Raw genomic sequence first — 21,277 nt, forward strand, 5'->3', positions numbered from 1 at the left:
TCACGAATTATGACACACTCAGAACTTCAACACGCATATCAGTTATTACAACAAGGCCAACTTGCAAAAGCAGCGGCTATTTACCAACAAAGGCTCTCACACGATAACAGCGATCCTTACGCTCATCTTGGCCTTGGCACAATCGCAATGCAGCGTTTATTGTATGATCAAGCCATCCAGCATTTTCAACAAGCCTGCCAATTATTACCCAACGAAGTTTCTCCATTGTTGCAACTAGCCGATGCTTTCAACGCGGTTGGTTCCTATCCAGATGTCACCACTTTGCTCGATTATGCAAACAAACGTTTTGCCAATCACCCTGAAATTCAGTACCGCTTGGCAAAACATTATGTCATCTTAGGGGAAACCCAAGCAGCAGAGGGACTTTTTAAGCAAGTATTGGCCAGCCCATACACTGAAATCCATCTTTTTTGCTGGTTTGAATTAGTGAAAAGTGATCCTGCAACCATCGAGCAAGCATTCAAGTATTGTCTACAGATAAAGCAGAAAAAAAATCTGTCGATTCATGGTCAAATCGTCTTGCATTACACTTTAGGTTATTGTGCAGATAAACAGAAAAATCGCTCACAAGCTGCCGCATTTTTTGCACATGCGAACCAATTACAGCTCTCGCTCTGTCAATTTACGACAGATCAAATGGCTCCTTTTTACAACGCTCTATTGCACGTATCTACGCCACAACAGAGCAACAGAGACGATTCGAATGATCCCTTTAGACCCATTTTTATCGTCGGGCTACCCCGCACGGGCTCAAGTTTATTGGCACACATGCTCGACTGCCATAGCCACATCAGTAATGCTGGTGAACAACCTTTTTTAGCTCAGGCGTGCGAATTAATACAACATCAATTACGGCTGCCCTACCCTAAATGTCTCAACAAGCTCAATCAATCAATCATCCAACATGCGGCCAATTATTACCTTCAAGAAGTAAACAGGTTTAGCAAAGGGAAGAAATTCGTCATTGATAAATTGCCTGCTAATTTCCAATCGATTCCCATCATTAAAGCGCTTTTTCCAAATGCGATTATTGTTGATTTGCAACGAAACGCAGCCGATGTTGCGTGGTCTATTTATCAAAATTATTTTGCCGAAAACGAACCCTACTTTTGTTCTTTACGAGAGTTTGAACGCTACAACCATTTTTACCAACAAACCATGAGACATTGGCACACCCTCTACCCTGACATGCTCACATTACAGTATGAGCAGCTAATCCATGATCCGACGTCAGTTTTACACTCCGTGCTTTTTGCTTGCGGTCTTAACTTTGAAGATACGTGTTTAACACACAATTTATCCTCGTCTGTCGTAGAAACTCTTAGCGCCCAGCAAGTGAGGCAGCCGATTTACCAAAGTTCAGTCTCCCGCTCAGCCAAATATCGAGAGTTTATTGCTGAACTTGCGTTATTTAAATAATCAATTACTCACTGTGGGACTTAAACCAAGCAACAAGATCGTTAAATTGATCATAATGCGCCATCGCATGTGTCAACATATCAATGTGGTTATAGTCGTGTCGATGGCCAAAACGCTTGCCATAGATATTTAATACTTGTTTTCCACACCCTGACTCATCAATAAACTTTTGAATATCAATAGGCTGAGCTAACGCTTTGTCTTTTACTCCTGCAATATGTAAAGTCGGGGGCAACGAGACGTCTCGTAAGGCCTCAGCATAATTGAACTGATCATCTGTATCGACCCAAGGTGATATTTTTGCCCACTGCATACTCTGCAAATGTGATTTTCGACTTTCATCGTCTGAGCCCCAACCTAATTTTTTAGCAGGTAAGTATCCCTTCTTTTTACTGATAAATGGGGCCAAAAAATACCATAATAAATTCGCCTGAAAGAGTTTACTCGGGTGGTTGTTATATAGAGAACGTTTTGTGCCAAAATATGCACATGCTTTTACTTGATTAATCCATTGTGGAAAACGAGCAAACGCGCTATTCATCAATACCCCACCCCATGAATGCGCAACCCAATATTGCGGAAAATATCCGCTATGTTCGGTAATTTTTGCGACAAATGCCGGAATATCTTCCAAAATACTTTCTGTTTGGCCGTACTGTGAATGAGCGCTAATTGCCGGGAGACTTCCGCCTCGTCCTCGTAAATCAGCAACGTAGCACTGATAGCCTTGTTCAGCTAAAAATGGCGCGAGACCTTTGTTTGAATGGGTGTAAAATATTTTGCCATTTTCAACCGCCCCATGCAGAAAAAATACCGCAGGTCCTAAATTTTCTGGGTTATAAATGCGACGTAAATGAAGCTGCTGATCTTCAAACAGATCAAGATAAATACTCTCTTGTAAGACGGTTTTCATATTAAATTGTCTCTTTTTTAAAACACATCGTACCAGTAAAAAGTTAAATTTCAACCTGTCGTTAGTGAGTATAACGTCAGGACCCTTCATTAGGTTGACCGCCTAAACAACTGCCAAAAGGCTTTTACATACGCGCCATAGTTAATTCAGTGTATAATTGCGATTTGCGTTAATATTGGCTTTATTATGACAAACACAACACGTATCAAGCATGGGCTTCACCCTCGAAACTGCCACAACTTAGGTTACGACTTTGAACGTTTAACCACGCACACACCTGAGCTCTCGCCGTTTGTCATCAGCAACCCAGCGCAGCAGCAAACCATTGACTTCACCAATCCTCTGGCGGTGAAAACACTCAATAAAGCATTATTACACGCCCATTATGGTATCTCCTTTTGGGATATCCCTACAGGTTATCTGTGTCCTCCTATTCCTGGACGAGTCGATTACATTCATTATCTAGCCGACTTGTTAGCCCAAGATAATCAAAATACAGTTCCAACAGGTAAAAAAATTACCGTACTCGATATTGGCACAGGTGCTAATTTAGTTTACCCACTGACAGGACAACATTGTTACGGCTGGCAATTTACTGGCACTGATATCGATCCAGTATCCATAAAGGTCGCCAAACAGCTCACAAACTTTAATCAGCTCAAAATTAAATTGAAGCAACAAAAAAATCCCCAACATATTTTTGAAGGGGTGGTGACAGCAAAAGACTTATTCATCTTATCAATGTGCAATCCCCCTTTTCATAACTCGTTAGAACAAGCTCAAAAAGGGACTGAGCGTAAGTGGAAAAACTTAGGCAAAAATCCCCGTGAACAACTCAATTTTGGCGGCCAAAATGCCGAACTTTGGTGTGAAGGTGGAGAGCTGGCATTTATCAGCAAGATGATTGAAGAAAGTCAGCCGTTCGCTGATCAGGTTATTTGGTTTACAAGCTTAGTATCAAAAAAAGACAATTTGTTACCACTTCAAGCGCAGCTCGCCAAACAAGGGGTCAAACATACTCAAGTCATCGATATGGCACAAGGACAAAAAGTGAGTCGAATTTTAGCATGGAGTTATTTCGACCAAGCTGAGCGCAGTGAACTATTTCAACAGTTGTAACAATCGCAGCCCTTCGCTCATGTAATCGCAATGCGCTTTGATGATTGTCACAGCGCTAAAATAAGCCTAGCTGTTTATCTGCTTTCATCATTTTAAAAATTGGAACGAGTTGATCGGCGATGGTTTGATGTTTTTTATCTAACCATAAATAGAACTCAATATTACCTAACACGAGTGATTTAGCTTCGACGTTGTCAATATTATACTTTTTCATCAGCAATTGTGCGTAAACTGGTGTAGATAATGTCACATCGACCCGACCTTCAGAGACCATGACAAAACTTTGCTCCCACTTTAACACTTCAATCGTTTGAAAAGGATATTTAGCTTGGATATCAGCAACAAACCTTGCCCCACGCGCCGTTGCAACGGTGGTTGCTAACAAGTCATCATAGCTGTTCAGTGGCGTATCTTTACGCGCATAGGCTTTAATTTCAATCGCGCCATATGGTTCAGCTACGGCAATTAAATTCGTAACGTACCGATCATAATCAGCAATACGCACCAATTCACCATCAAAATGACCCAATTGAGATTCTTTCGTCGCTCTGGCTGATGGCATTTCAACAAACTCAACATCCACACCGAGTTGTTTAAATGCTTCGAGTACGGAGCTTTCTAATAAAGGAAAAATCGTGTTAACTTCTGGTGAAACAGACAAGGTTAAAACAGTATTTTTAGCCTGAGCTATAGGGATTAAAAGCAAGCCTATTACACATAATAATCGCTTAATCAAAGTGAGTCCTTCCTGGAATGTCCGCTCACTCAGTATGGTAAAACCCAGACTATTATTCAATCAGGTGATTGAATTAGCTGAGCACGGCTTCTAACGTATCTAAAGCCTCTTTATAATGTTTGCGACAAACCGACACATAGCGCTCATTACCCCCAATTTCGACTTGCTCTCCATCAGCAATAGCGACACCATGTTCATCGGTACGCAGCACCATATTTGCTTTGCGACCACAATGACAAACTGTTTTAAGCTCAATTAACTTATCAGCCCAGGCTAATAAATATTGCGCACCAACAAACAGCTCTCCGCGAAAATCCGTTCGTAAGCCATAACACAACACGGGGATTTTGAGTTTATCAACCACATCAGTCAGCTGATTGACCTGCTCTTTGGTTAAGAATTGGCTTTCATCAATCAACACACAATCTACTTTTTTACCACGATGGAGCGATTCAATATCTTGATAAATATCACTTTCTGGCGAAAACAGCTCAGCCTTCGCACTTAATCCAATTCGAGAGCTCACTTGGCCGTGGCCATAACGTGTATCGATTGCGGCGGTGAAGATCACGGGGTTCATGCCACGTTCTTGATAATTAAACGAAGACTGTAAAAGCGTGGTGGATTTACCTGCATTCATTGCAGAATAATAAAAATACAATTGAGCCAAAATATGTGCTTAACGAAAATGAAGGTGCACTGATGCTACAGAATATATGGGTAAAATAAAAGTCAGTAGCTGCGTTTATCACGGCTAACACCACCTTGCATGGAAGTTCATTGTTCTATGTTGTGAAATATGTTCTACACTTTAGAAAACAATAACGATTTAGTCATTATGGATAATATTGCAAACCTCACAATCCAACTTAGTAAACCTACGTTATCAGTCAGTGCAAAATTAAAAATAATCTGCAAAGCAATCAAGCAATTAGTACCTAATGCTGATCGGGTCAGCTTGTGGGCATTTAACGAGCAACAAAATGAAATTTTATGCTTAATGTGTCTCAATCAACAGCAAGTATTTGAATTTGGACAAACACTCCAAAAAAGCCACTTTACTCCGTATTTTGATTTCATTTTGCAAAATCGCATCCTTAATGCCAGCGATGCCCGCTCACATGCAGTCACACAATGTTTTAATGAAAGCTATTTTACTCCCTTGGAAATTTACTCTCTACTTGATTTAATTTTTCACGACAACTTTGTCCCTGCTGGAGTGATCTGTTGCGAACACACAGGCCAAGCGATTGAATGGCAAGAATCTGATATTGCAGCATTACAACGCATTGCCAGTATGACCACCTTGTTTTTTGCCAAAGATATCGCTGAAATTGGGCTTTCGCAAACAGAGTTAATCGCAGCATTAAAACAACCTTGACCCGCCTTTAAACTACGTACCTAGTGGCCGCCGCCACTTACTTTTATTGCGTTTACATCACTAAAATGTTTATGGCGATACCCTTGATACACATTTTCTCATGGGTAGTTATCAGCCTCTCAATAATGACTATTGTATGCAAAATAAAGCAAGGTATAATGCCGACAATTTAATAAATTGGAATGGCTATGTCTGTTGATGATCTTGCTTTGGCTTATGTTCAACTCACTCTAAATATCAATGAGCACCACCTTGGGTATGTCGATGCTTTTTATGGCCCTGAAGAATGGGCTTTAGCAGCGAAGAAATGGCCTTTAGAGGTTCTCTCACACGAAGCAAATTCGCTTTTACAACATCTGACAAGTCTTGACCACTCAATGGTCACACCGCATTCAAAAGAGGCTTACCGAATACACTCATTAGCCGCTCATTTACGTGCAGCAAAAACATTTATTGCCCAGTTGCAAGGCCAAACATTGAGTTTTGATCAAGAGTCACAAGCACTGTATGATGCCGTGTCTCCACGATACACAGAGCATGACTTTGACTCTTTACTGGCACAACTAGATTCCCTGTTACCGGTAACAAAAGACACACATCTCAATTTAAACCAGCGTTTAAATGCCTATCGCAGCCAATTTATTATCCCAAAAGAGCACATTGCAACGGTATTTAACAGGGCCATCGATAAAGCACGAGAGCTGACAAGGCTATTTATTTCATTGCCCGAGAATGAACACTTTGATGTTGAGTTAGTCTCCGATCAGGTTTGGAGTGCCTATAACTGGTTTAAAGGCAACAGTTACAGCTTAATTGAGGTCAATACTGACTTTCCCATTTATATAGATCGCGCCGTAGACTTAGCCTGTCACGAAGGGTACCCCGGCCATCACGTTTTCAATAGTCTAATTGAGCAAAACTTATATAAGAAAAATGGCTGGGTTGAATATAGCATTTACCCATTATTTTCTCCGCTTTCTTTGCTTGCAGAAGGCAGTGCTAATTATGGTATTGAGGTAGTCTTTGATAAAGATACACGCCAAGCATTCGAACAAGACGTGCTGTTTCCACTCGCAGGATTAGATGCGAAAGAGGTAACCCGTTATTACGAAATTCTTGCGGTTTTACACACGCTCAGTTACGTCGATAACATGGTCGCAAGACGCTACCTCGATGGTGAAATTGATGCTGTTCAAGCTGTCGCATTATTGATGAAATACGCATTAACGGATAAACATAAATCAACACAACGCTTAAAGTTTATCGAGCAAAACCGCAGTTATGTAATCAATTATAACCTTGGTCAAGATATGACTAAAAACTATGTCGAGCGAACTCTGCAACAACAAGTGGCCTCATTAAGCACAGTCACGGCCCAACAGCTAACGTCAATGCGATGGGCTATTTTTACCGACTTATTGCGCCATCCCCGCTGCGCATCCATGCTAAAATAAACGCATACTCATTAATACACAGGCTTTGCTATTAAAGCTTTAAGCACTTTTAAATTCATGCATTTATAAATCAATACCCAAAGAGAAGATTAATTTATAATCTTCTCTTTTTGGTACCACACCACTGCCATCTGCGATGGGTTTTTCTAAATAATCCCATACTAAGGCAATATCCACATCAATAGCGTCGGTTAATTCGATTGCAAAACCTGTTCGAACATGTTGCGCATCGCCACCTGCGGCTCGTTCAGCTAAGGTATAACGATAATTAAAAGTAAAATCGATATCTTTGGTTAGCTCGTACTCATAGTCGCTGCGAATGAAAAACGACGTTGATGCATTACTCAACTGCTCACCGACTTCCACCGTATCAAATTGCGTTTTTTGATACGCAGGACCTGCCGATAAATCCCATTCAGTTTTTTCGGTATCCAAGAAGTAATAACCCAAACCGGCACCCAACGTATATTTATTGGCAATGTTCTGAAACGGATCTCGGTAAAATTCAAAGAATATGGGCCGAAAATACAGTTGCTGAGTATAAAACCAATCGAATGAACCATTGGCGCGAATATTGTTTTTGGTGACTTGTTTATCGTTTGTTGTTCGATAGCCTAAGAATTCAGCGATAAATTTGTTCGAAGCTGTACGACGCTTAATGTCTGCTCTTGCTGAATACTCAGTTTGATCAGTATTTCCTTTAGACAAGTTTGCGCCTAAACCAATTTTGACAGTCCACGCACTAAGTTCATGAGTGACCATAGGTGCGATTGAGACTAAATCTTGGTATCTATATTGCCAAGGGCTGTCACCCACAGTGACATACCCGCCTGAAATATTGAGAGTTCCTGAAAGCACCACTCCATCATTAAAACGGACACTGTGTTGTCGATCAGAAATAAACAGGTAAATATCTTCTCGAGCAATCAATAAGGTATCCAGTACATCACTTGAAAACTCAACCTCTTTATCATACAAAGATTTCAACTCACCTTTTAACCACTCGCCCGAATTAAGCCGCATCCAATCGTACTTATCGGCTTGTTTTATGATCATCTGACGCTCTGCGAGCAAGGTATCAGGTAATGTTTCTTGTGCCGAAATATTACCTACCGTAATACCTAGCAGCAGCCACGCGTATTTTTTCATTAAGACTATAGTGCCTCTATCTTCGTTAACAATTGGTCGAGCAGGCGCTACTTTAATCTAAAAGTCCTATTGAATCAAAATCAGCGATTCCTACCTGAAACTGAGCTGCATCTATGTATTCATGTGTGAAAAAATAGGAGTGATATGAATAGTGTATGGCTTCGCTTTAAGCGTTTTGACTTAACATTTTTTTACACCTTCTAAACTCTGAGATTGGTACACTGTTTTAAATTTTTACTTAGGGCCAGAACATGGATCGTGAGCACTCAACCCTAGCCCCTCGCATTCTTGGCTTTGATGTCGCGCGAGCGCTGGCTATTTTTGGCATGGTAATTGTCAACTTTAAAATTGCGATGGGGGCACAAAACGGCGCAGATTTATGGCTGACCGTTGCGCAACTTTTTGAAGGACGCGCTTCTGCCTTGTTCGTTATTTTAGCCGGCGTGGGGATCAGCCTCATGAGCCAAAAAACTCGTTTAACCCAAGATGTTGAAGCACACCAAGCAATGCGTATATCAATTGGTAAACGTGCACTTGCTCTATTCATTATTGGCCTCTTTTTCACTCCAATTTGGCCCGCTGATATTCTGCACTTTTACGGTCTGTACTTTATCATTGCTGCCATTTTTTGCTTTTGTTCTGATCGGGCACTATTAGTCGCCAGTGCCTGCTTTATACTTGGTTTTTGTGGGTTACTGATTGGATTGGATTATGATCGAGGCTGGCAATGGTCAACCTTGACATATACCGATTTATGGACCCCATCAGGGATGGTACGTCACCTTTTATTTAATGGGTTTCATCCTGTTTTTCCTTGGGCGGCCTTTATGCTATTTGGAATGTGGTTAGGCCGACAAGCGCTCAGTCAGTTAAGTACACAAAAATGGTTATTCAAAACCTCATTGTTTTGCTTAATTGGAGTGGAAGGCAGTTTATTGTTGCTTAATTACTGCGCGATAACCTATTGGCAATGGCCTAAAGATCTGACGGAACTACTGTTTACAAGCAGTATTATTCCTCCTTTACCGCAGTACATGTTCTCCGCTGCCAGCTCGTCCGTATTGGTACTCGTAGGATGTTTATGGCTCAGCCAACGCTATCAACATTCCCGAATCGTTCAAAGCTTGTGTAAAACAGGACAACTGTCATTAACCCTCTACCTTTGCCATGTTCTGATCGGCATGGGGCTATTAGAGTCTCTCAACTTGCTCAATGATCAACCGATTGAGATTGCGCTTTTCTCTGCTGTTATTTATTGCTTCTTTGCCATCGTGTTTAGTGTGCTGTGGCGACATTTCTTCAAACTTGGTCCCTGTGAATGGATCTTCAAAAAATGGGTCCATTGATAAAATAATGAAAGAAATGATTATACTGAAATTAGCCTTATTTATCGTCATAGCTAGCTTACTTTTTGGTTGCATTACCGACCCGGTTAAATCTCACAAGCAAAACACAGTTTGTGAGCTCTCATCAGACAAAAAAAACCTTAAAAGTGATTGATGTAGCTAAAGAAACCAACACTTTTTACAATGTATCAGGCACCTTATTGTCGCCTATCTTGGTGCCCACCAGCGCCCTCGTGTCGGCCCCTTTGTATTGGTCAATAATATCTATCATTATGGCGAAGAAAAAATTGTCTGCGACACTTCTAAGCCCACCTTTCATCAACGTTCATAAAATCTAAATCAAACCCGTTAGACTGCGCATCGGCCTCAAAAATTCGCGCTGAATAGCCTGTACGTCGTTAATTGAGCAAGCGCGTCATTTTCATTGCCTTTCCCCACTAAGTAAATCACAGACGGCTTCGTTTTTGCCCGCAAAAAGTAGAGCTAAAACTCTACATTGAGTGTATTCAATACAGAAACTGTCCACTAATTCATCGTCAGGTACAAAATTTGAGTGAATCCCTAAAACAGGTATTGACAGCGATGTCATTTATCAACATTATATTTACAAGTAACACCAAAGGCACATTTGGTTAACGTAAAAAGAACATTTAATTGAACAGGCAATAATGCTATTCATTAAATACTGCGCACATGTCACCAAATACGCCCAAGGTCTTCAATCTCTCATATAACCAAAAGGATTATTCCTATGTTTAAACTCAATCTTATGAATGTAGCAATCGGCTGTTCGCTCGCTGCCAACTGTTACGCCATGAACCCACAAGTTGATCCGAATAATCCCGACGGGTATATCGTGTCACGCGCACAAATTAATGCCGCGCAAGATGCGAAAACTCCAAACCCTATGTACGATATCTGGGCGAAAGCGCTCGAAACACGTCCTAACAGTGTGGTTGAGAGCATTCGCCCAGGAGCTTCGACTAACCCAGAGAATGTAAAGCGTGTAGAGCGCGTTTTTCCGCAAGCTGAATGGGATTTTTTAACCCAAATGGCGGCACCTGAATACACCTACACCCGTTTTTTGCAAGCTATAGGTAAGTTTTCGGCCTTTTGTGGTGATTATACGGATGGCCGCAATGCCGATGAAATTTGTCAAAAATCGATCATCACAGCCTTTGCACATTTTTCGCAAGAAACCGGCGGGCACATTGCTAAAAGCAACACCTCAGACAACCCGAATGGGCTAGAAGAATGGCAGCAAGCCCTTGTACACGTGCGTGAAATGGGCTGGTCTGAAGGTCAACCCGGCTACACAACAGGTTGTGGCCAAAATGATTGGCAAAATAAACGCTGGCCTTGTGCACAAAATCAAGGTTACTTTGGCCGCGGTGCAAAACAGCTTTCATACCACTTCAACTACGGCATGTTTTCTGAGGTCATGTATGATGGCGATGCCACTGTCTTGCTTAACAACCCAGGGCTAGTCGCCGACTCTTGGCTTAATTTAGCATCAGCCATTTGGTTTTTCTTAACCCCTCAAGCACCAAAACCAGCCATGCTTCACGTGATCGATCGCACTTGGACACCATCACAACGAGAGGTAGATGCTGGGATAGGTTACGGTTTTGGCACCACCATTAACGTAATTAATGGTGGAATTGAGTGTGGTTCACAAAATAAAGACAAAGGCCAACCGGTTAACCGAATTCGTTATTGGGAAGGCCTTGCAGCCCATTACAACATCACCATTGAAACCGACGAAGAAAACACCTGCTTCCAACAAACCCCTTATGGTAGCTTAAACCTCAATGGCGCAACCGATGTGCTTTATACAAACTGGGATGGCAATTGGAAATATTACGCTGATCGTCCTGGTGGGTTTTCTTTCGAATGCGAACTTGTTGGTTTTCAAACCGCTTATTCGGCCTTAGTGCCGGGTGATTATGAAAAATGTGTGACCAATTTTTACGGCTCTCACGCGAGTTGGCCAACGATCCGCGTAGTTGAAGAAGATTTAACACCACCCGTTGTTGAGCCACCAGCTGGTGGACTGGCTGCATGGCAAGCGAATAAGGTTTACTTAAAAGGCGATAAAGTTAGTGTCACAGTCGAAAAAACAACCAGCCACTACGAAGCTAAATGGTGGACCAAAGGTGATGCGCCTGCCAATGGCGGACCTTGGAAACTGATCCCGTAATTTTTAAACATCCCTAAGACGTTTATTAAACCAAAATCCGCAGTTAGACTGCGGATTTTTATTATGTGGATATCTGTCTAAGCCAAATCGATACCCTCAAGTATGAGCGGATAGATCACCCAACTGCTTTTTTAACTTTTTTCATGGCCATTGTGCGTTTTAACGGTGATAAATAATCAATAAATAACTTACCTTTTAAGTGATCGATTTCGTGTTGCATCACAATCGCCAAAAAGTCATCACTGTCGATGGTAATGGCCTTGCCTGTCCGGTCTTGCGCCACGACTTTAACTTGTGTAAAGCGGCTTACTTGCGCACGATAATTCGGCACAGATAAACACCCTTCTTCGCCTTTTTCGGGGTTGTCACCGCTTGCTACAACTGGGTTTACTAGCACCAAAGGTTCATTACGTTCAGGTGAAATATCGATCACCACCACAGCTTGATCGCTGCCGATTTGTGTCGCAGCTAAGCCTATTGCATCATCGATGGCATACATAGTGTCGAGTAAATCATCAATTAAAGGCTGAATGGCACTAACGTCTTCGACATGGGATGCCACTATTGTTAAACGCGGATCGCCCGCCGTTAAAATTTCTCTTACCGCCATGTTATATCTCTTTTAATAGTGCTCTTTATGGGGGCTATGATAACAAAACACACCGCTATTAAACATGCCAAGATAAATGTCATCTTAGTTGATTGGCAACGTTAATATTTTTCATATGAAAAACAACAGAATAACAAGTAAGGTAACACAAAATTTTAGATGCTAATAACGGATTATCATGATGCATTCCATGCCATTGGCGCGCGCTTTTTCGACCATTATTATTGTGTACAGCCTGTTGTTGAGCGGGTGTGGTGGATCCACCCCCCCCTCTTCCAACACAACGCAACCGATTGAAGTTGAGCAACCCACTACAATTGATGTCTCAGGCCAGACATATCACCCCTGGTCACACAGCCAGTTTTCTATCTATGTCTCTGATGAAAGTCTACTAGCTGCAGACACCCCATTCATGCTCAGCTTTGTTGCAGAGCTTGAAACCCTCGACGAATCTTTTGCTGTGCATCACTTGCCTTGGTTAATTCATTTACACAATGAAGCAACTGTTATAAACACTCAGCCAGACTATTTTTACCTGCCAATCAGTCACACAGCCAACGATAACGAGCGGCAAACACACCTTATTAGCCAATTGCTGCTTAGCAAACGGCATCGGCAATTGGCTAACAGCCCCTTGCGACTCAGTGATGTACTCATCAGCCAAGCGCTTGGGCATTTAATTGCACAAACCTTGTTTGCTACAGATAATCCTTACGACAATTTGTCCCTTTCAGCTGACGAGTTTACTGCGCTTAAAAGCGACCTCACGACAGAACAAACCAATCTCTTTGAGCTTAATTCTCGTTGGTTAGTTGGTGACAGTTATCAACTTAAAGGCACTGGCATTGCATTAATGCAACACGCAATTAAACATACCATAGCGGCCTATCCTGGGGCAGATTTGATAAGTGTTTCAACCTTGCCACTGCAGTCTTTCCTTCCTTTTTTGTCGGACACTCCACCATTGATGCCAGTAGTTAGTGACGTGCGCCTACGCACCCCTGATATCAGCGAATACGATCAAGTCCCTGGCGATGAAATGCACTTATTACAGCATGCGCACAGTACTTACTACTTGCATGGGTTACACGATAAAAAAGAAGTGGCGCTCAGTTTTGACGATGGCCCATCTGTCTATACATCTCAAGTTTTAGCCATACTTGCGGAGCATCAGGTTTCAGCCACTTTTTTTGTACTTGGTCAGAACATTCAAAACCGAGAAGCAGACATCCGCGCCATTCACCAACAAGGCCATTTGATCGGCAATCACAGTTATCGCCATACTGACAGCAGTACCATTGCTTCAAACGCAGCCCTGTGGCAAAACGAAATAGCCAATACCAACGACATTATTTTTGACTTAATTGGCTACGCGCCAAGGCTCTTTCGCCCACCGTATGGCCGTATTCGTGGTGAGCAAATCGAGTACCTTGCCGCACGTGGCATGCGCACCATCAATTGGTCTATTGATACCCGTGATTGGCACACCCAAGTGGTGAATCAACAAGATATTGAGTTTGCAGCCAGCCACTACAGCCACCCCGAAGCCGTCATTTTGATGCACGATGGCGGCGGCAACCGGAGCAATACCGTCGCAGCTCTTGAAAAGATCATCAAGCATTATCAAAACGAAGGTTATCGGTTTGTCACCTTAGATTCATTACTCGGCATTGGCAGAGCGAGGTAATTAAGCTTCTCCCTTAAGCAAAAGCATTGGTAACTCAAGCCTAGTTTTGATAAAGCTTGTTTCACTGCTTTGCAATCGGCAAAAACCGGTTAACACTTGATCTAGACATCTAGGGATAAAGCGATTAATTTATCTGGAATAAAACAGAATTAAGGCAAGATATTTTGCATATTGTAGGAAGAGCATTGCCCACGTGGACGCCCTGTTATAAAGGGTTAGAATAGTAATGAAGATACCTAAGTTTGCAGTCCTTACTTTGATTGCAGTGCTCATCGCTTCCTTCGCATTTTTCAAAAAAGACGCGATAGCATGCGAGCTGATTGGACTATCACATTTTACCCAAGCAACACCAAACTTATATATTGATCTCAGTATCGACCATCAACAACAAAGCCACTTAGTCAATAGCCTTAAAGAGGCGACAGCAAGAGTATCATCCATTTATGGTACGCCCATTTCTAACCCTCGAATTATCGCGACGGCTGAAAAAACGTATGCCAGATTTGGCTTTAACCCAACAGGAATGCAAAGTTCTGGCTTGTTTCGTGAATGTATATTTCTTGGTCCAAAGGGGTTAAATGTTAATGTTATCGCTCACGAGCTTGTCCATGCAGAAGTCAGGCATAGAACGGATCTGTTTGTCGAGCTTACTCAATTACCAGCCTGGTTTATTGAAGGGACAGGGATCAAAGCTGATCACAGGCAGCCCTTTTTGGACAAAAACATCCATGTGAACCAAGATGAGGTGGCTAAAATAAAGGCCTTATTTTACCTCCACGACTTCCCAAATACTGAGGTCGGGTATTACCAAGCTTCATTAATAGCGATTGAACCCATGAACCCGAAAAACCTATACGCTGGGCTAGAAAGGTTGAATAATGGCGAGCAATTCAAAGATGTATTTCCGGAGCTATTTTAACCATTACTTGGCTTTAACAATCAATTCAATTACTGTTAAGCGTTCTAGTTTTCGTTTAAATAGCAAGTGGATGTAAGCTATCGTGCTTAAAGCCCTTAAGGAGTTCAGATATGGCCTTCAGTGAAACAGAAAAAGCCGCGCTATTAGCAGTCAAAGGTGTCGGACCGACGGTCATAAAGCGTTTTGAAGAAATAGGGATCGATTCTTTTTCTCAGTTAGCAAGCTATGAGCCCACTGAAATAGCCGAAAAAGTCGCGTCGATGCTCAGAAACACCTGCTGGAAAAATAGTCCAAAAGCCTTATCAGCTGTCAAATCCGCAATTGATCGAGCCAAACAAGGTTAATCCGAGTTCGATCAATTGAGCTGCACCAATCTAGCCACTTGCTTTAAAATAACACCCACTATGTTTTGTACAGCTTAAGGCCAGCTTGAGCGTGTGAAATATCAAAAACAACCTCCCAAGAATGCAATTTAATCGTTATTTATCTTAAAAACTCCTTTACCTCAAGTTAACTTTAGGTTTTACAGTGCATGCCTGTTAAGTTTTTAAGTTGGAAAAAAGCAATGGAAATGGTTAGCCAAAACAGAACACTCCCCTATTTATCAGGCCGCTTTTTTGATGGCATCTCATCTGGGTTATTTATGATGGCGCTGTCTTGGTTATTGCTGGAGCCTGGCAACATGGGCACGTTTGTGGCCGTGTTAGCACTCATTTGTACCGCGGCGTCATTTATGTTCACACCTTTTTTTGCCACATTGATCGACCGCCACTCCCGTAAAGCCATTTTAGTGTGGGTGCAAGTATTGCAAAGCATCACTGCTGGGCTGGTCATGGTGGCTGCCATGCTTGAGCTTGATTCACATTGGTTGCTGGGGGCAGCCCAGCTGATTTTTTGGGTGTCGAGCAATTTAGCGTGGTCAACCAACAATGCGTTTACCCAAGAAAACTATGATAGCCATGAATATGCCTCGATTTCTGGTAAACAAGAAATTGTATTGCAAAGCACGACCTTAGGTGCCGGCGCATTGGGGGTGATGTTGCTAAAATATTGGGGCATGATGGAGTTTGCAGCCTTTGCTGCTATCGCATCGGCTCTGGCAACAATCAGCTATCTCCTCACGCCCTATCGCCAACAGCTTCGCGACGTAAAAAAGGTGAAGTTTGTAAGCCAAATGGCGCAAAGCAAAGCCATTTTTAGCCAACAACCTCGGTTTTATGCATTAATTTTATTGTCTTGCCTGTCTTATCCGATCCTCACTTTTTTAAGTAAGTTAGTGCCTATTTGGTTTGCTGAGCTTGGGGTATCGGGTGATTGGTTTGCCGCCTACAGTATTCTATTTGGCTTAGGATCATTATTAACAGGGGTGTTGATCGGTAAACTATTGAGCCTGACCAGCCATAAAGTGACCTTAGTGTATTCAATGGCGCTACTTGCGTTGGTACTCATTGCTATTGCCTTGACCCTCAGCCCTGTTTATTTACTGATGTTTACTGTGTTATTAGGGTTTTTCAATGCACTTAATCGCATTACTCGTACCAATTGGCTTCATCATACGGTTGCTATTAATCAGCGCGGTCGAGTTGAAGGGGGCCTAGTATTATTTTCGACCTCAGTGCAAAGCCTCAGTTATGTGATTATTGCGTTACTGACTCATTATGAACTCACTCAATATGGCTTCGCAATTGCGGCTCTCACAGTGTCGATTGCTGCTATTTTAATGTACGCCCTCACCAGTTTGAGCGCAGTTAAACAACCAGCCGCTGTATAAAAGGTGGTGTAAAAGCTCTGTGATTTGAGTGGTTTTAATGATAAAAAATTGTAAGATGCAGGCATTTTTTGCACCTCTTCGGTCGCATTTCTGGCAGCGTTTAATACCAAACAAGCACTGAGTTTAATTATGGCTTTAAGCGCAAAAAAATTAGGCTTCACAATCAAACAGTTGATATATGAAGCCTAAAACGATCTCTTTAGCACTTAAGTGCCTCAAGATGAATATTTAGTGCGATGCGACAATACTCACACCCGTAAACGCTCTGTAACCATTCAGGGTGATGAAGTATTTACCACCTTGGCCAGAGTTTAAGCTGCAGCTTTCATTATTGCCATCTAGGAACGGCCGACAATCGTAGTTTCTTGACGTCGCTTTAGCGCCTTTACGGACATATAAATCAGCATCGCCTGTCCCACCAGACATATTGACTGACAAAGTAGAATTTGCGGGCACATCAATAGTGAACACGATCTCTTGATTACTGCCCGCCGACAAACCAGTTACAGGTACACCATTGGTTAAACAATCAGAGCCACAGCCTGTGCCCGTGCCAAAACTCCCCACTAAACTAACACCGCTATATTGGCTGTAACCATTGAGCATCACCCACCAATCGCCCGCCTGAGGGTTGGTAAATGTACAGCTTTCGGTATTTCCATTTTGATATGGACGGCAGTTGAAACTACCCGTCGTTGGTTTTTGGCCCACTTGCACATACATATCAACATCGCCAGTACCACCACTGGTATCAAACGACAACGATGAGCTACCAGCAGGTACCACTAATTTATAAAACGTATTGGAGCCTTGTGCACCCGATGCGCTCACAGCTTGACCATTATTGAGTACGTTTTCTTCTGGTGGGATCACGATCCCCCCTTCGAGAGTGTACAGTAACTCATTCGGTGAACCTGATTTTGCATCGGAGATTTTATCTTTAGAGCTGCGCTGGCCAAGCATTACATCAATTTGTGATGGGCTTAGCGACGGGGTTTCGTCAAGGTAAAGTGCAACCGCGCCCGCCACATGTGGTGCCGCCATCGATGTACCGCTGATACTGTTAGTCGCAGAATCTGAGTTATACCATGCAGATTTAATATTTGAGCCTGGTGCGTAAATATCTAAACAATTACCATAGTTCGAAAAGCTCGAACGACCATCACTGCTGGTTGTAGAACCAACCGTTATTGCGTTTGCGGCCCGTGCTGGAGAATAGTTACAGGCATTACTGTTGTCATTACCAGCCGCAACGACAAAGCTGATCCCAGCGGCGACTGCATTATTCACGGCGTTATCGGTCGCTTGAGACGCTCCGCCACCTAAGCTCATATTCGCAACCGAAGGGCCTGATGCATTGTTTTTCACCCAATCGATCCCTGCAATAACACCCGAATTAGATCCCGAGCCATTACAGCCTAAGACTCGTACCCCGACAATATTGACATTTTTAGCGACCCCGTATGCGCTGCCCCCAATTGTGCCCGCAACATGGGTACCATGACCATTACAGTCCGTGGCATCATTATCGTTATCGATAAAGTCATAACCATGTGAGGCACGGTTTCCAAATTCATTATGGCTAACACGCACACCAGTATCGATAACATACGCAGTGACACCTGAACCATCAAACTCATAATTGTACGTGCTGTTTAATGGTAAATTTTCTTGATCGACCCGATCTAAACCCCAAATGGCATTGGCTTGATTGGCATTGGTGCTGGCAAGAGGCGTGACATACATCATTTGGTCTTGCTCAATAAAATCAATATTTTGATCATTGAGCATTTGTTCAATTTGTTTGCTAGAGGCATTGACGAGCACCCCATTTAAAATACCACCGAACTCTCTTGCTATATCCACATTGTAAAGCGTGCTTAAATCTTGTGCTTGTGTGCGTGCAAAGTCAGCAATGGCTGCGCTGCTTTGAATATCGAGCACGGAAGGTGTTTTGAAAACCACAATATATTGACCTTCAATGGCTCGATCACTGTCGACAGACATCAGCTGTGCAGCATTCGCTGATTGAGCAGACAAGCCAGCCATAATAGCAAATGTGAGAGTGCTTAATTTACGCATTGTTTTATCCTTTTTGTCGGTTTTTAAATAAAGGTATTTCAACAGCCACCCCCGATGAGGGATCCCAAAGCAATATCGATTTAACCGTTACAAAAAATGATTAACACACAACCGTATCTATTTTGGGCCTTGAAACACTCCCAAAAGATAGTACCCATATTAGAAAAGTAAAATTTAACATTAACTTTTAATTAACTTACACAACTAAAATAGTAAACAATTATGTACAAAAACAACTAAAACATTGTTAAACCAAGCCAGAACGCCACGTAACACGTCTTTTTCGCCAATTTGTTGTGAAATACACAAAAATATTTTAAAACGCAATAAAACTGCTGACTGATACAATGAACTAAGCTCCCATCATTCAATGCACATGCAAGTGTGGCTTTTGATTGACCCTCAAGAGCGTTTCATCACATTAATATCATGTCTATTGCCACCTCAGAGTGCTCTCTTGCATAGATGAAAAGTTCACTAGATGGAAGATCCCCATGCTTAACACACTATTTAACCAAACAGAGTCATCCGTTTTTACTGTTCTTGTAGTAGACTGAGATTGAGGTATTATACCTTTGATAACGCATGAAATTTAGGCAAATATGCCAACGAGAAAATCAAACTGTGGCGGTTTAATTAATCGGCCAATTCAAGCAATGCGACGAGCTGCCTTCATTAATCAATGAAGCCTAAGGTATGACTGTAAAATGAGACACAAATTCTATTTACTGAGTGAGCACCAACAGCTTGTTTTTACACTCAAACTAGCGGGGATATTTGTCCTGTTTAATATGTGTGTCGCTACCTTGTTATACTTCTGTGGGCTGGTCTTTTTAAGCCTGTTTGTATTTGCTTTATCACTGTCTGTTTTTGCCCCGTTTGTCGACGTGCCAAGTGGGATAAAAAATGGCAGCTTGCTCTATTACTCGCCATTATTGATTGCCGAAAAAGTTAAAAACAACCGCATCACCCTCCACAGTGGTAGCTTATTTGATTACTATTTTACTCTTAATTTCAATCAGCCTGCCGCTGAGCGAAAAAAGCAAGTTTTCAAATGTTATGTCGAAGGGTTGCTTGCATTAATTGCACAATACGAGCAACAGCAACCAACCACATTGCACCTAAAAGCCACCAGCTATATTTTGAATCCACGCACAGCTAAAAAGCTTGGCTTAAAATCTCGCCCGGTCGATCCAATTCAGCGTTTAATTTTATATTTTAATATCATAAACTTAACAATTTCATTCTCGTTACTAAGAGGCAAGTTAACCTGGCCGAATCTAACTCGCGTTTATACCTTTGAAGGCACTTTAAATCAGTTAATCGCCAACAAGGCTTATTTAGTTGCACTTAAAAATAAACTTTAGGATGGCGTCAGCATTCAATGTGCCCAATTACTCGGATTATCTATCGATTCACCCTTACTAAATAAAATAACTCTGAAGGTTAATGACAAGGTCTGTCCACTGTCTTGAAACGTTTTATTCTCTTTTAAATACACGCAGCTTAACTTAAGATAAGCCATCTGGCTGTCTATTCTAAAAACGTCTGTTCGATTTCAAGTGGGTAAATCTAGGTGACTTCTGTACTGAGTCAGAGATTTTTTTGAGCAACTCAACGATTAACACATCAGTGCTAAACTATTGCACGTTAACCTAACGCTGAGAGCATTGACAATGACAGCCTGATATAAATTTAGTATTCGGTTTTGATGTTCGACACACCCGCAATTCATCATCGCTACAATCACAGAGAAACAAGGACAGACTTTGCGACCACTTACACGCCAAGATAATTTTATATTTCTCACTTTTGCGCTAGTGCTATTGTTGCTTGGTACTGCATTAGCTCAACAGTTTTTTACTGATTATATTCAACGTTTAGTGCAGTCTGCGACCATAGTTACCTTGCTGGTGGCAGTATGGGGCATTGATTCGAATGATTTCGTACTCCGTAAAACGTATTATTTTCCTGCAGCCATTGTTATATTTTCTCTGATCAGTGCGTGGTTAGATAATGCAGGCTTTGATCAGCTTTATTTATTATTACTGCTCAGCTTTTTTATCTCTACGGCTCTGCGCACCGCAAAACAAGTTCTCTTTAGTGGCGAGATTGATCTCAACAAAATTCTCGGCGCTATTTGTATTTATATTTTGATCGGGTTAATTTGGGCAGTATTATTTACATTGCTTCAGCTTAATTTTCCGCACTCGTTCAATAACATTAGTGATGTCAGCTCATGGTTTGAGCTCTTTCCTGACTTTATATACTTTTCATTTGTCACGATCACCACTCTCGGCTTTGGTGATATTTCACCAACTCTGCCATTAGCCCGATTTTTAGTCTACTTTGAAGCCATTGTCGCACAATTTTATATGGCAATATTAGTCGCCAGCTTGGTCGGTTCACTGATGTCTAATACGGCGTTAAAAGCATCCAAAAAAAATAAATAATTACTCGCTAATCACGC

Annotated in this window: 18 protein-coding genes; 12 read left to right on the forward strand and 6 right to left on the reverse strand. The window is 42.0% G+C overall.

The features are described from left to right. The first annotated feature begins 9 nt into the window (after nucleotides 1–9). Nucleotides 10–1,440 carry a tetratricopeptide repeat-containing sulfotransferase family protein gene (locus AC3KVK_RS18500; protein WP_490310176.1) on the forward strand — a complete coding sequence of 477 codons (1,431 nt, stop codon included), beginning with the start codon at nucleotides 10–12 and terminating at the stop codon, nucleotides 1,438–1,440. 4 nt (nucleotides 1,441–1,444) lie between these two features. On the opposite strand, the gene AC3KVK_RS18505 is transcribed toward AC3KVK_RS18500, so the two are convergent. Then, nucleotides 1,445–2,353, reverse strand: coding sequence for an alpha/beta fold hydrolase (locus AC3KVK_RS18505; RefSeq protein WP_490310175.1), 909 nt, complete (start codon nucleotides 2,351–2,353; stop codon nucleotides 1,445–1,447). A 186-nt stretch (nucleotides 2,354–2,539) separates the two neighbouring features. Between AC3KVK_RS18505 and rlmF the strand changes: the two genes are divergently transcribed. Next, nucleotides 2,540–3,472 carry a 23S rRNA (adenine(1618)-N(6))-methyltransferase RlmF gene (rlmF, locus tag AC3KVK_RS18510; protein ID WP_490310174.1) on the forward strand — a complete coding sequence of 311 codons (933 nt, stop codon included), beginning with the start codon at nucleotides 2,540–2,542 and terminating at the stop codon, nucleotides 3,470–3,472. 55 nt (nucleotides 3,473–3,527) lie between these two features. Here rlmF and AC3KVK_RS18515 read toward each other — a convergent pair whose 3' ends face one another. Further along, the gene (locus AC3KVK_RS18515; protein WP_490310173.1) at nucleotides 3,528–4,208 is read right to left on the reverse strand and encodes a substrate-binding periplasmic protein; all 681 of its coding nucleotides are present in this window, start codon (nucleotides 4,206–4,208) and stop codon (nucleotides 3,528–3,530) included. Between the two features lie 73 nt (nucleotides 4,209–4,281). After that, a complete protein-coding gene (locus AC3KVK_RS18520) occupies nucleotides 4,282–4,878 on the reverse strand; it encodes a thymidine kinase (protein ID WP_490310172.1) in 597 nt (198 codons plus the stop codon). A 129-nt stretch (nucleotides 4,879–5,007) separates the two neighbouring features. On the opposite strand from AC3KVK_RS18520, the gene AC3KVK_RS18525 reads away from it, so the two are divergent. Together AC3KVK_RS18525 and AC3KVK_RS18530 are read left to right on the forward strand one after the other, a co-directional pair. Then, nucleotides 5,008–5,589 carry a GAF domain-containing protein gene (locus AC3KVK_RS18525; protein ID WP_490310171.1) on the forward strand — a complete coding sequence of 194 codons (582 nt, stop codon included), beginning with the start codon at nucleotides 5,008–5,010 and terminating at the stop codon, nucleotides 5,587–5,589. A gap of 188 nt (nucleotides 5,590–5,777) precedes the next feature. Continuing rightward, a complete protein-coding gene (locus AC3KVK_RS18530; protein WP_490310170.1) occupies nucleotides 5,778–7,043 on the forward strand; it encodes a hypothetical protein in 1,266 nt (421 codons plus the stop codon). Nucleotides 7,044–7,106: 63 nt separating this feature from the next. Here AC3KVK_RS18530 and AC3KVK_RS18535 read toward each other — a convergent pair whose 3' ends face one another. Then, on the reverse strand, nucleotides 7,107–8,192 hold the full coding sequence (locus AC3KVK_RS18535; protein ID WP_490310169.1) for a DUF481 domain-containing protein: 1,086 nt from the start codon (nucleotides 8,190–8,192) through the stop codon (nucleotides 7,107–7,109). Nucleotides 8,193–8,443: 251 nt separating this feature from the next. Here AC3KVK_RS18535 and AC3KVK_RS18540 point away from each other — a divergent pair, with 251 nt between their 5' ends. Further along, complete coding sequence (locus AC3KVK_RS18540; protein WP_490310168.1) at nucleotides 8,444–9,538, forward strand: DUF418 domain-containing protein; 1,095 nt, start codon at nucleotides 8,444–8,446, stop codon at nucleotides 9,536–9,538. A gap of 751 nt (nucleotides 9,539–10,289) precedes the next feature. Then, the gene (locus tag AC3KVK_RS18545; RefSeq protein WP_490310167.1) at nucleotides 10,290–11,738 is read left to right on the forward strand and encodes a chitinase; all 1,449 of its coding nucleotides are present in this window, start codon (nucleotides 10,290–10,292) and stop codon (nucleotides 11,736–11,738) included. A 115-nt stretch (nucleotides 11,739–11,853) separates the two neighbouring features. Here the strand turns inward: AC3KVK_RS18545 and def are convergent, their stop codons facing one another. After that, on the reverse strand, nucleotides 11,854–12,348 hold the full coding sequence (gene def / locus AC3KVK_RS18550) for a peptide deformylase (protein ID WP_490310166.1): 495 nt from the start codon (nucleotides 12,346–12,348) through the stop codon (nucleotides 11,854–11,856). Nucleotides 12,349–12,526: 178 nt separating this feature from the next. Here def and AC3KVK_RS18555 point away from each other — a divergent pair, with 178 nt between their 5' ends. From AC3KVK_RS18555 to AC3KVK_RS18570, 4 genes are all read left to right on the forward strand, one after another. Beyond that, entirely contained in the window at nucleotides 12,527–14,035 is a 1,509-nt protein-coding gene (locus AC3KVK_RS18555; RefSeq protein ID WP_490310165.1) for a polysaccharide deacetylase family protein, read from the forward strand. Nucleotides 14,036–14,261: 226 nt separating this feature from the next. After that, nucleotides 14,262–14,954, forward strand: a complete 693-nt coding sequence (locus AC3KVK_RS18560) for a hypothetical protein (RefSeq protein WP_490310164.1) — start codon at nucleotides 14,262–14,264, stop codon at nucleotides 14,952–14,954. Nucleotides 14,955–15,064: 110 nt separating this feature from the next. Next, the gene (locus tag AC3KVK_RS18565) at nucleotides 15,065–15,298 is read left to right on the forward strand and encodes a helix-hairpin-helix domain-containing protein (RefSeq protein WP_490310163.1); all 234 of its coding nucleotides are present in this window, start codon (nucleotides 15,065–15,067) and stop codon (nucleotides 15,296–15,298) included. Nucleotides 15,299–15,486: 188 nt separating this feature from the next. Beyond that, nucleotides 15,487–16,725, forward strand: a complete 1,239-nt coding sequence (locus AC3KVK_RS18570) for an MFS transporter (protein ID WP_490310162.1) — start codon at nucleotides 15,487–15,489, stop codon at nucleotides 16,723–16,725. 228 nt (nucleotides 16,726–16,953) lie between these two features. On the opposite strand, the gene AC3KVK_RS18575 is transcribed toward AC3KVK_RS18570, so the two are convergent. Next, nucleotides 16,954–18,807 carry a S8 family serine peptidase gene (locus AC3KVK_RS18575; protein WP_490310161.1) on the reverse strand — a complete coding sequence of 618 codons (1,854 nt, stop codon included), beginning with the start codon at nucleotides 18,805–18,807 and terminating at the stop codon, nucleotides 16,954–16,956. A 707-nt stretch (nucleotides 18,808–19,514) separates the two neighbouring features. Between AC3KVK_RS18575 and AC3KVK_RS18580 the strand changes: the two genes are divergently transcribed. Both AC3KVK_RS18580 and AC3KVK_RS18585 read left to right on the forward strand, forming a co-directional pair. Then, nucleotides 19,515–20,174 (forward strand): hypothetical protein, encoded by a 660-nt coding sequence (locus AC3KVK_RS18580; protein WP_490310160.1) that lies wholly within the window; start codon nucleotides 19,515–19,517, stop codon nucleotides 20,172–20,174. 402 nt (nucleotides 20,175–20,576) lie between these two features. Next, complete coding sequence (locus tag AC3KVK_RS18585) at nucleotides 20,577–21,260, forward strand: potassium channel family protein (protein WP_490310159.1); 684 nt, start codon at nucleotides 20,577–20,579, stop codon at nucleotides 21,258–21,260. The last annotated feature ends 17 nt before the right edge of the window (nucleotides 21,261–21,277 follow it).

The sequence above is a fragment of the Pseudoalteromonas sp. J2K-J979 genome, from assembly GCF_058169715.2.

Excerpts from the sequence above, each read along its gene's own strand:
- AC3KVK_RS18570 (WP_490310162.1), top strand. The coding sequence starts at position 15,487 with ATGCCTGTTAAGTTTTTAAGTTGGAAAAAAGCAATGGAAATGGTTAGC.
- AC3KVK_RS18535 (WP_490310169.1), bottom strand. The coding sequence starts at position 8,192 with ATGAAAAAATACGCGTGGCTGCTGCTAGGTATTACGGTAGGTAATATT.
- AC3KVK_RS18580 (WP_490310160.1), top strand. The coding sequence starts at position 19,515 with ATGAGACACAAATTCTATTTACTGAGTGAGCACCAACAGCTTGTTTTT.
- rlmF (WP_490310174.1), top strand. The coding sequence starts at position 2,540 with ATGACAAACACAACACGTATCAAGCATGGGCTTCACCCTCGAAACTGC.
- AC3KVK_RS18525 (WP_490310171.1), top strand. The coding sequence starts at position 5,008 with ATGTTCTACACTTTAGAAAACAATAACGATTTAGTCATTATGGATAAT.
- AC3KVK_RS18575 (WP_490310161.1), bottom strand. The coding sequence starts at position 18,807 with ATGCGTAAATTAAGCACTCTCACATTTGCTATTATGGCTGGCTTGTCT.
- def (WP_490310166.1), bottom strand. The coding sequence starts at position 12,348 with ATGGCGGTAAGAGAAATTTTAACGGCGGGCGATCCGCGTTTAACAATA.
- AC3KVK_RS18540 (WP_490310168.1), top strand. The coding sequence starts at position 8,444 with ATGGATCGTGAGCACTCAACCCTAGCCCCTCGCATTCTTGGCTTTGAT.
- AC3KVK_RS18545 (WP_490310167.1), top strand. The coding sequence starts at position 10,290 with ATGTTTAAACTCAATCTTATGAATGTAGCAATCGGCTGTTCGCTCGCT.
- AC3KVK_RS18505 (WP_490310175.1), bottom strand. The coding sequence starts at position 2,353 with ATGAAAACCGTCTTACAAGAGAGTATTTATCTTGATCTGTTTGAAGAT.
- AC3KVK_RS18555 (WP_490310165.1), top strand. The coding sequence starts at position 12,527 with ATGATGCATTCCATGCCATTGGCGCGCGCTTTTTCGACCATTATTATT.
- AC3KVK_RS18565 (WP_490310163.1), top strand. The coding sequence starts at position 15,065 with ATGGCCTTCAGTGAAACAGAAAAAGCCGCGCTATTAGCAGTCAAAGGT.
- AC3KVK_RS18500 (WP_490310176.1), top strand. The coding sequence starts at position 10 with ATGACACACTCAGAACTTCAACACGCATATCAGTTATTACAACAAGGC.
- AC3KVK_RS18560 (WP_490310164.1), top strand. The coding sequence starts at position 14,262 with ATGAAGATACCTAAGTTTGCAGTCCTTACTTTGATTGCAGTGCTCATC.
- AC3KVK_RS18530 (WP_490310170.1), top strand. The coding sequence starts at position 5,778 with ATGTCTGTTGATGATCTTGCTTTGGCTTATGTTCAACTCACTCTAAAT.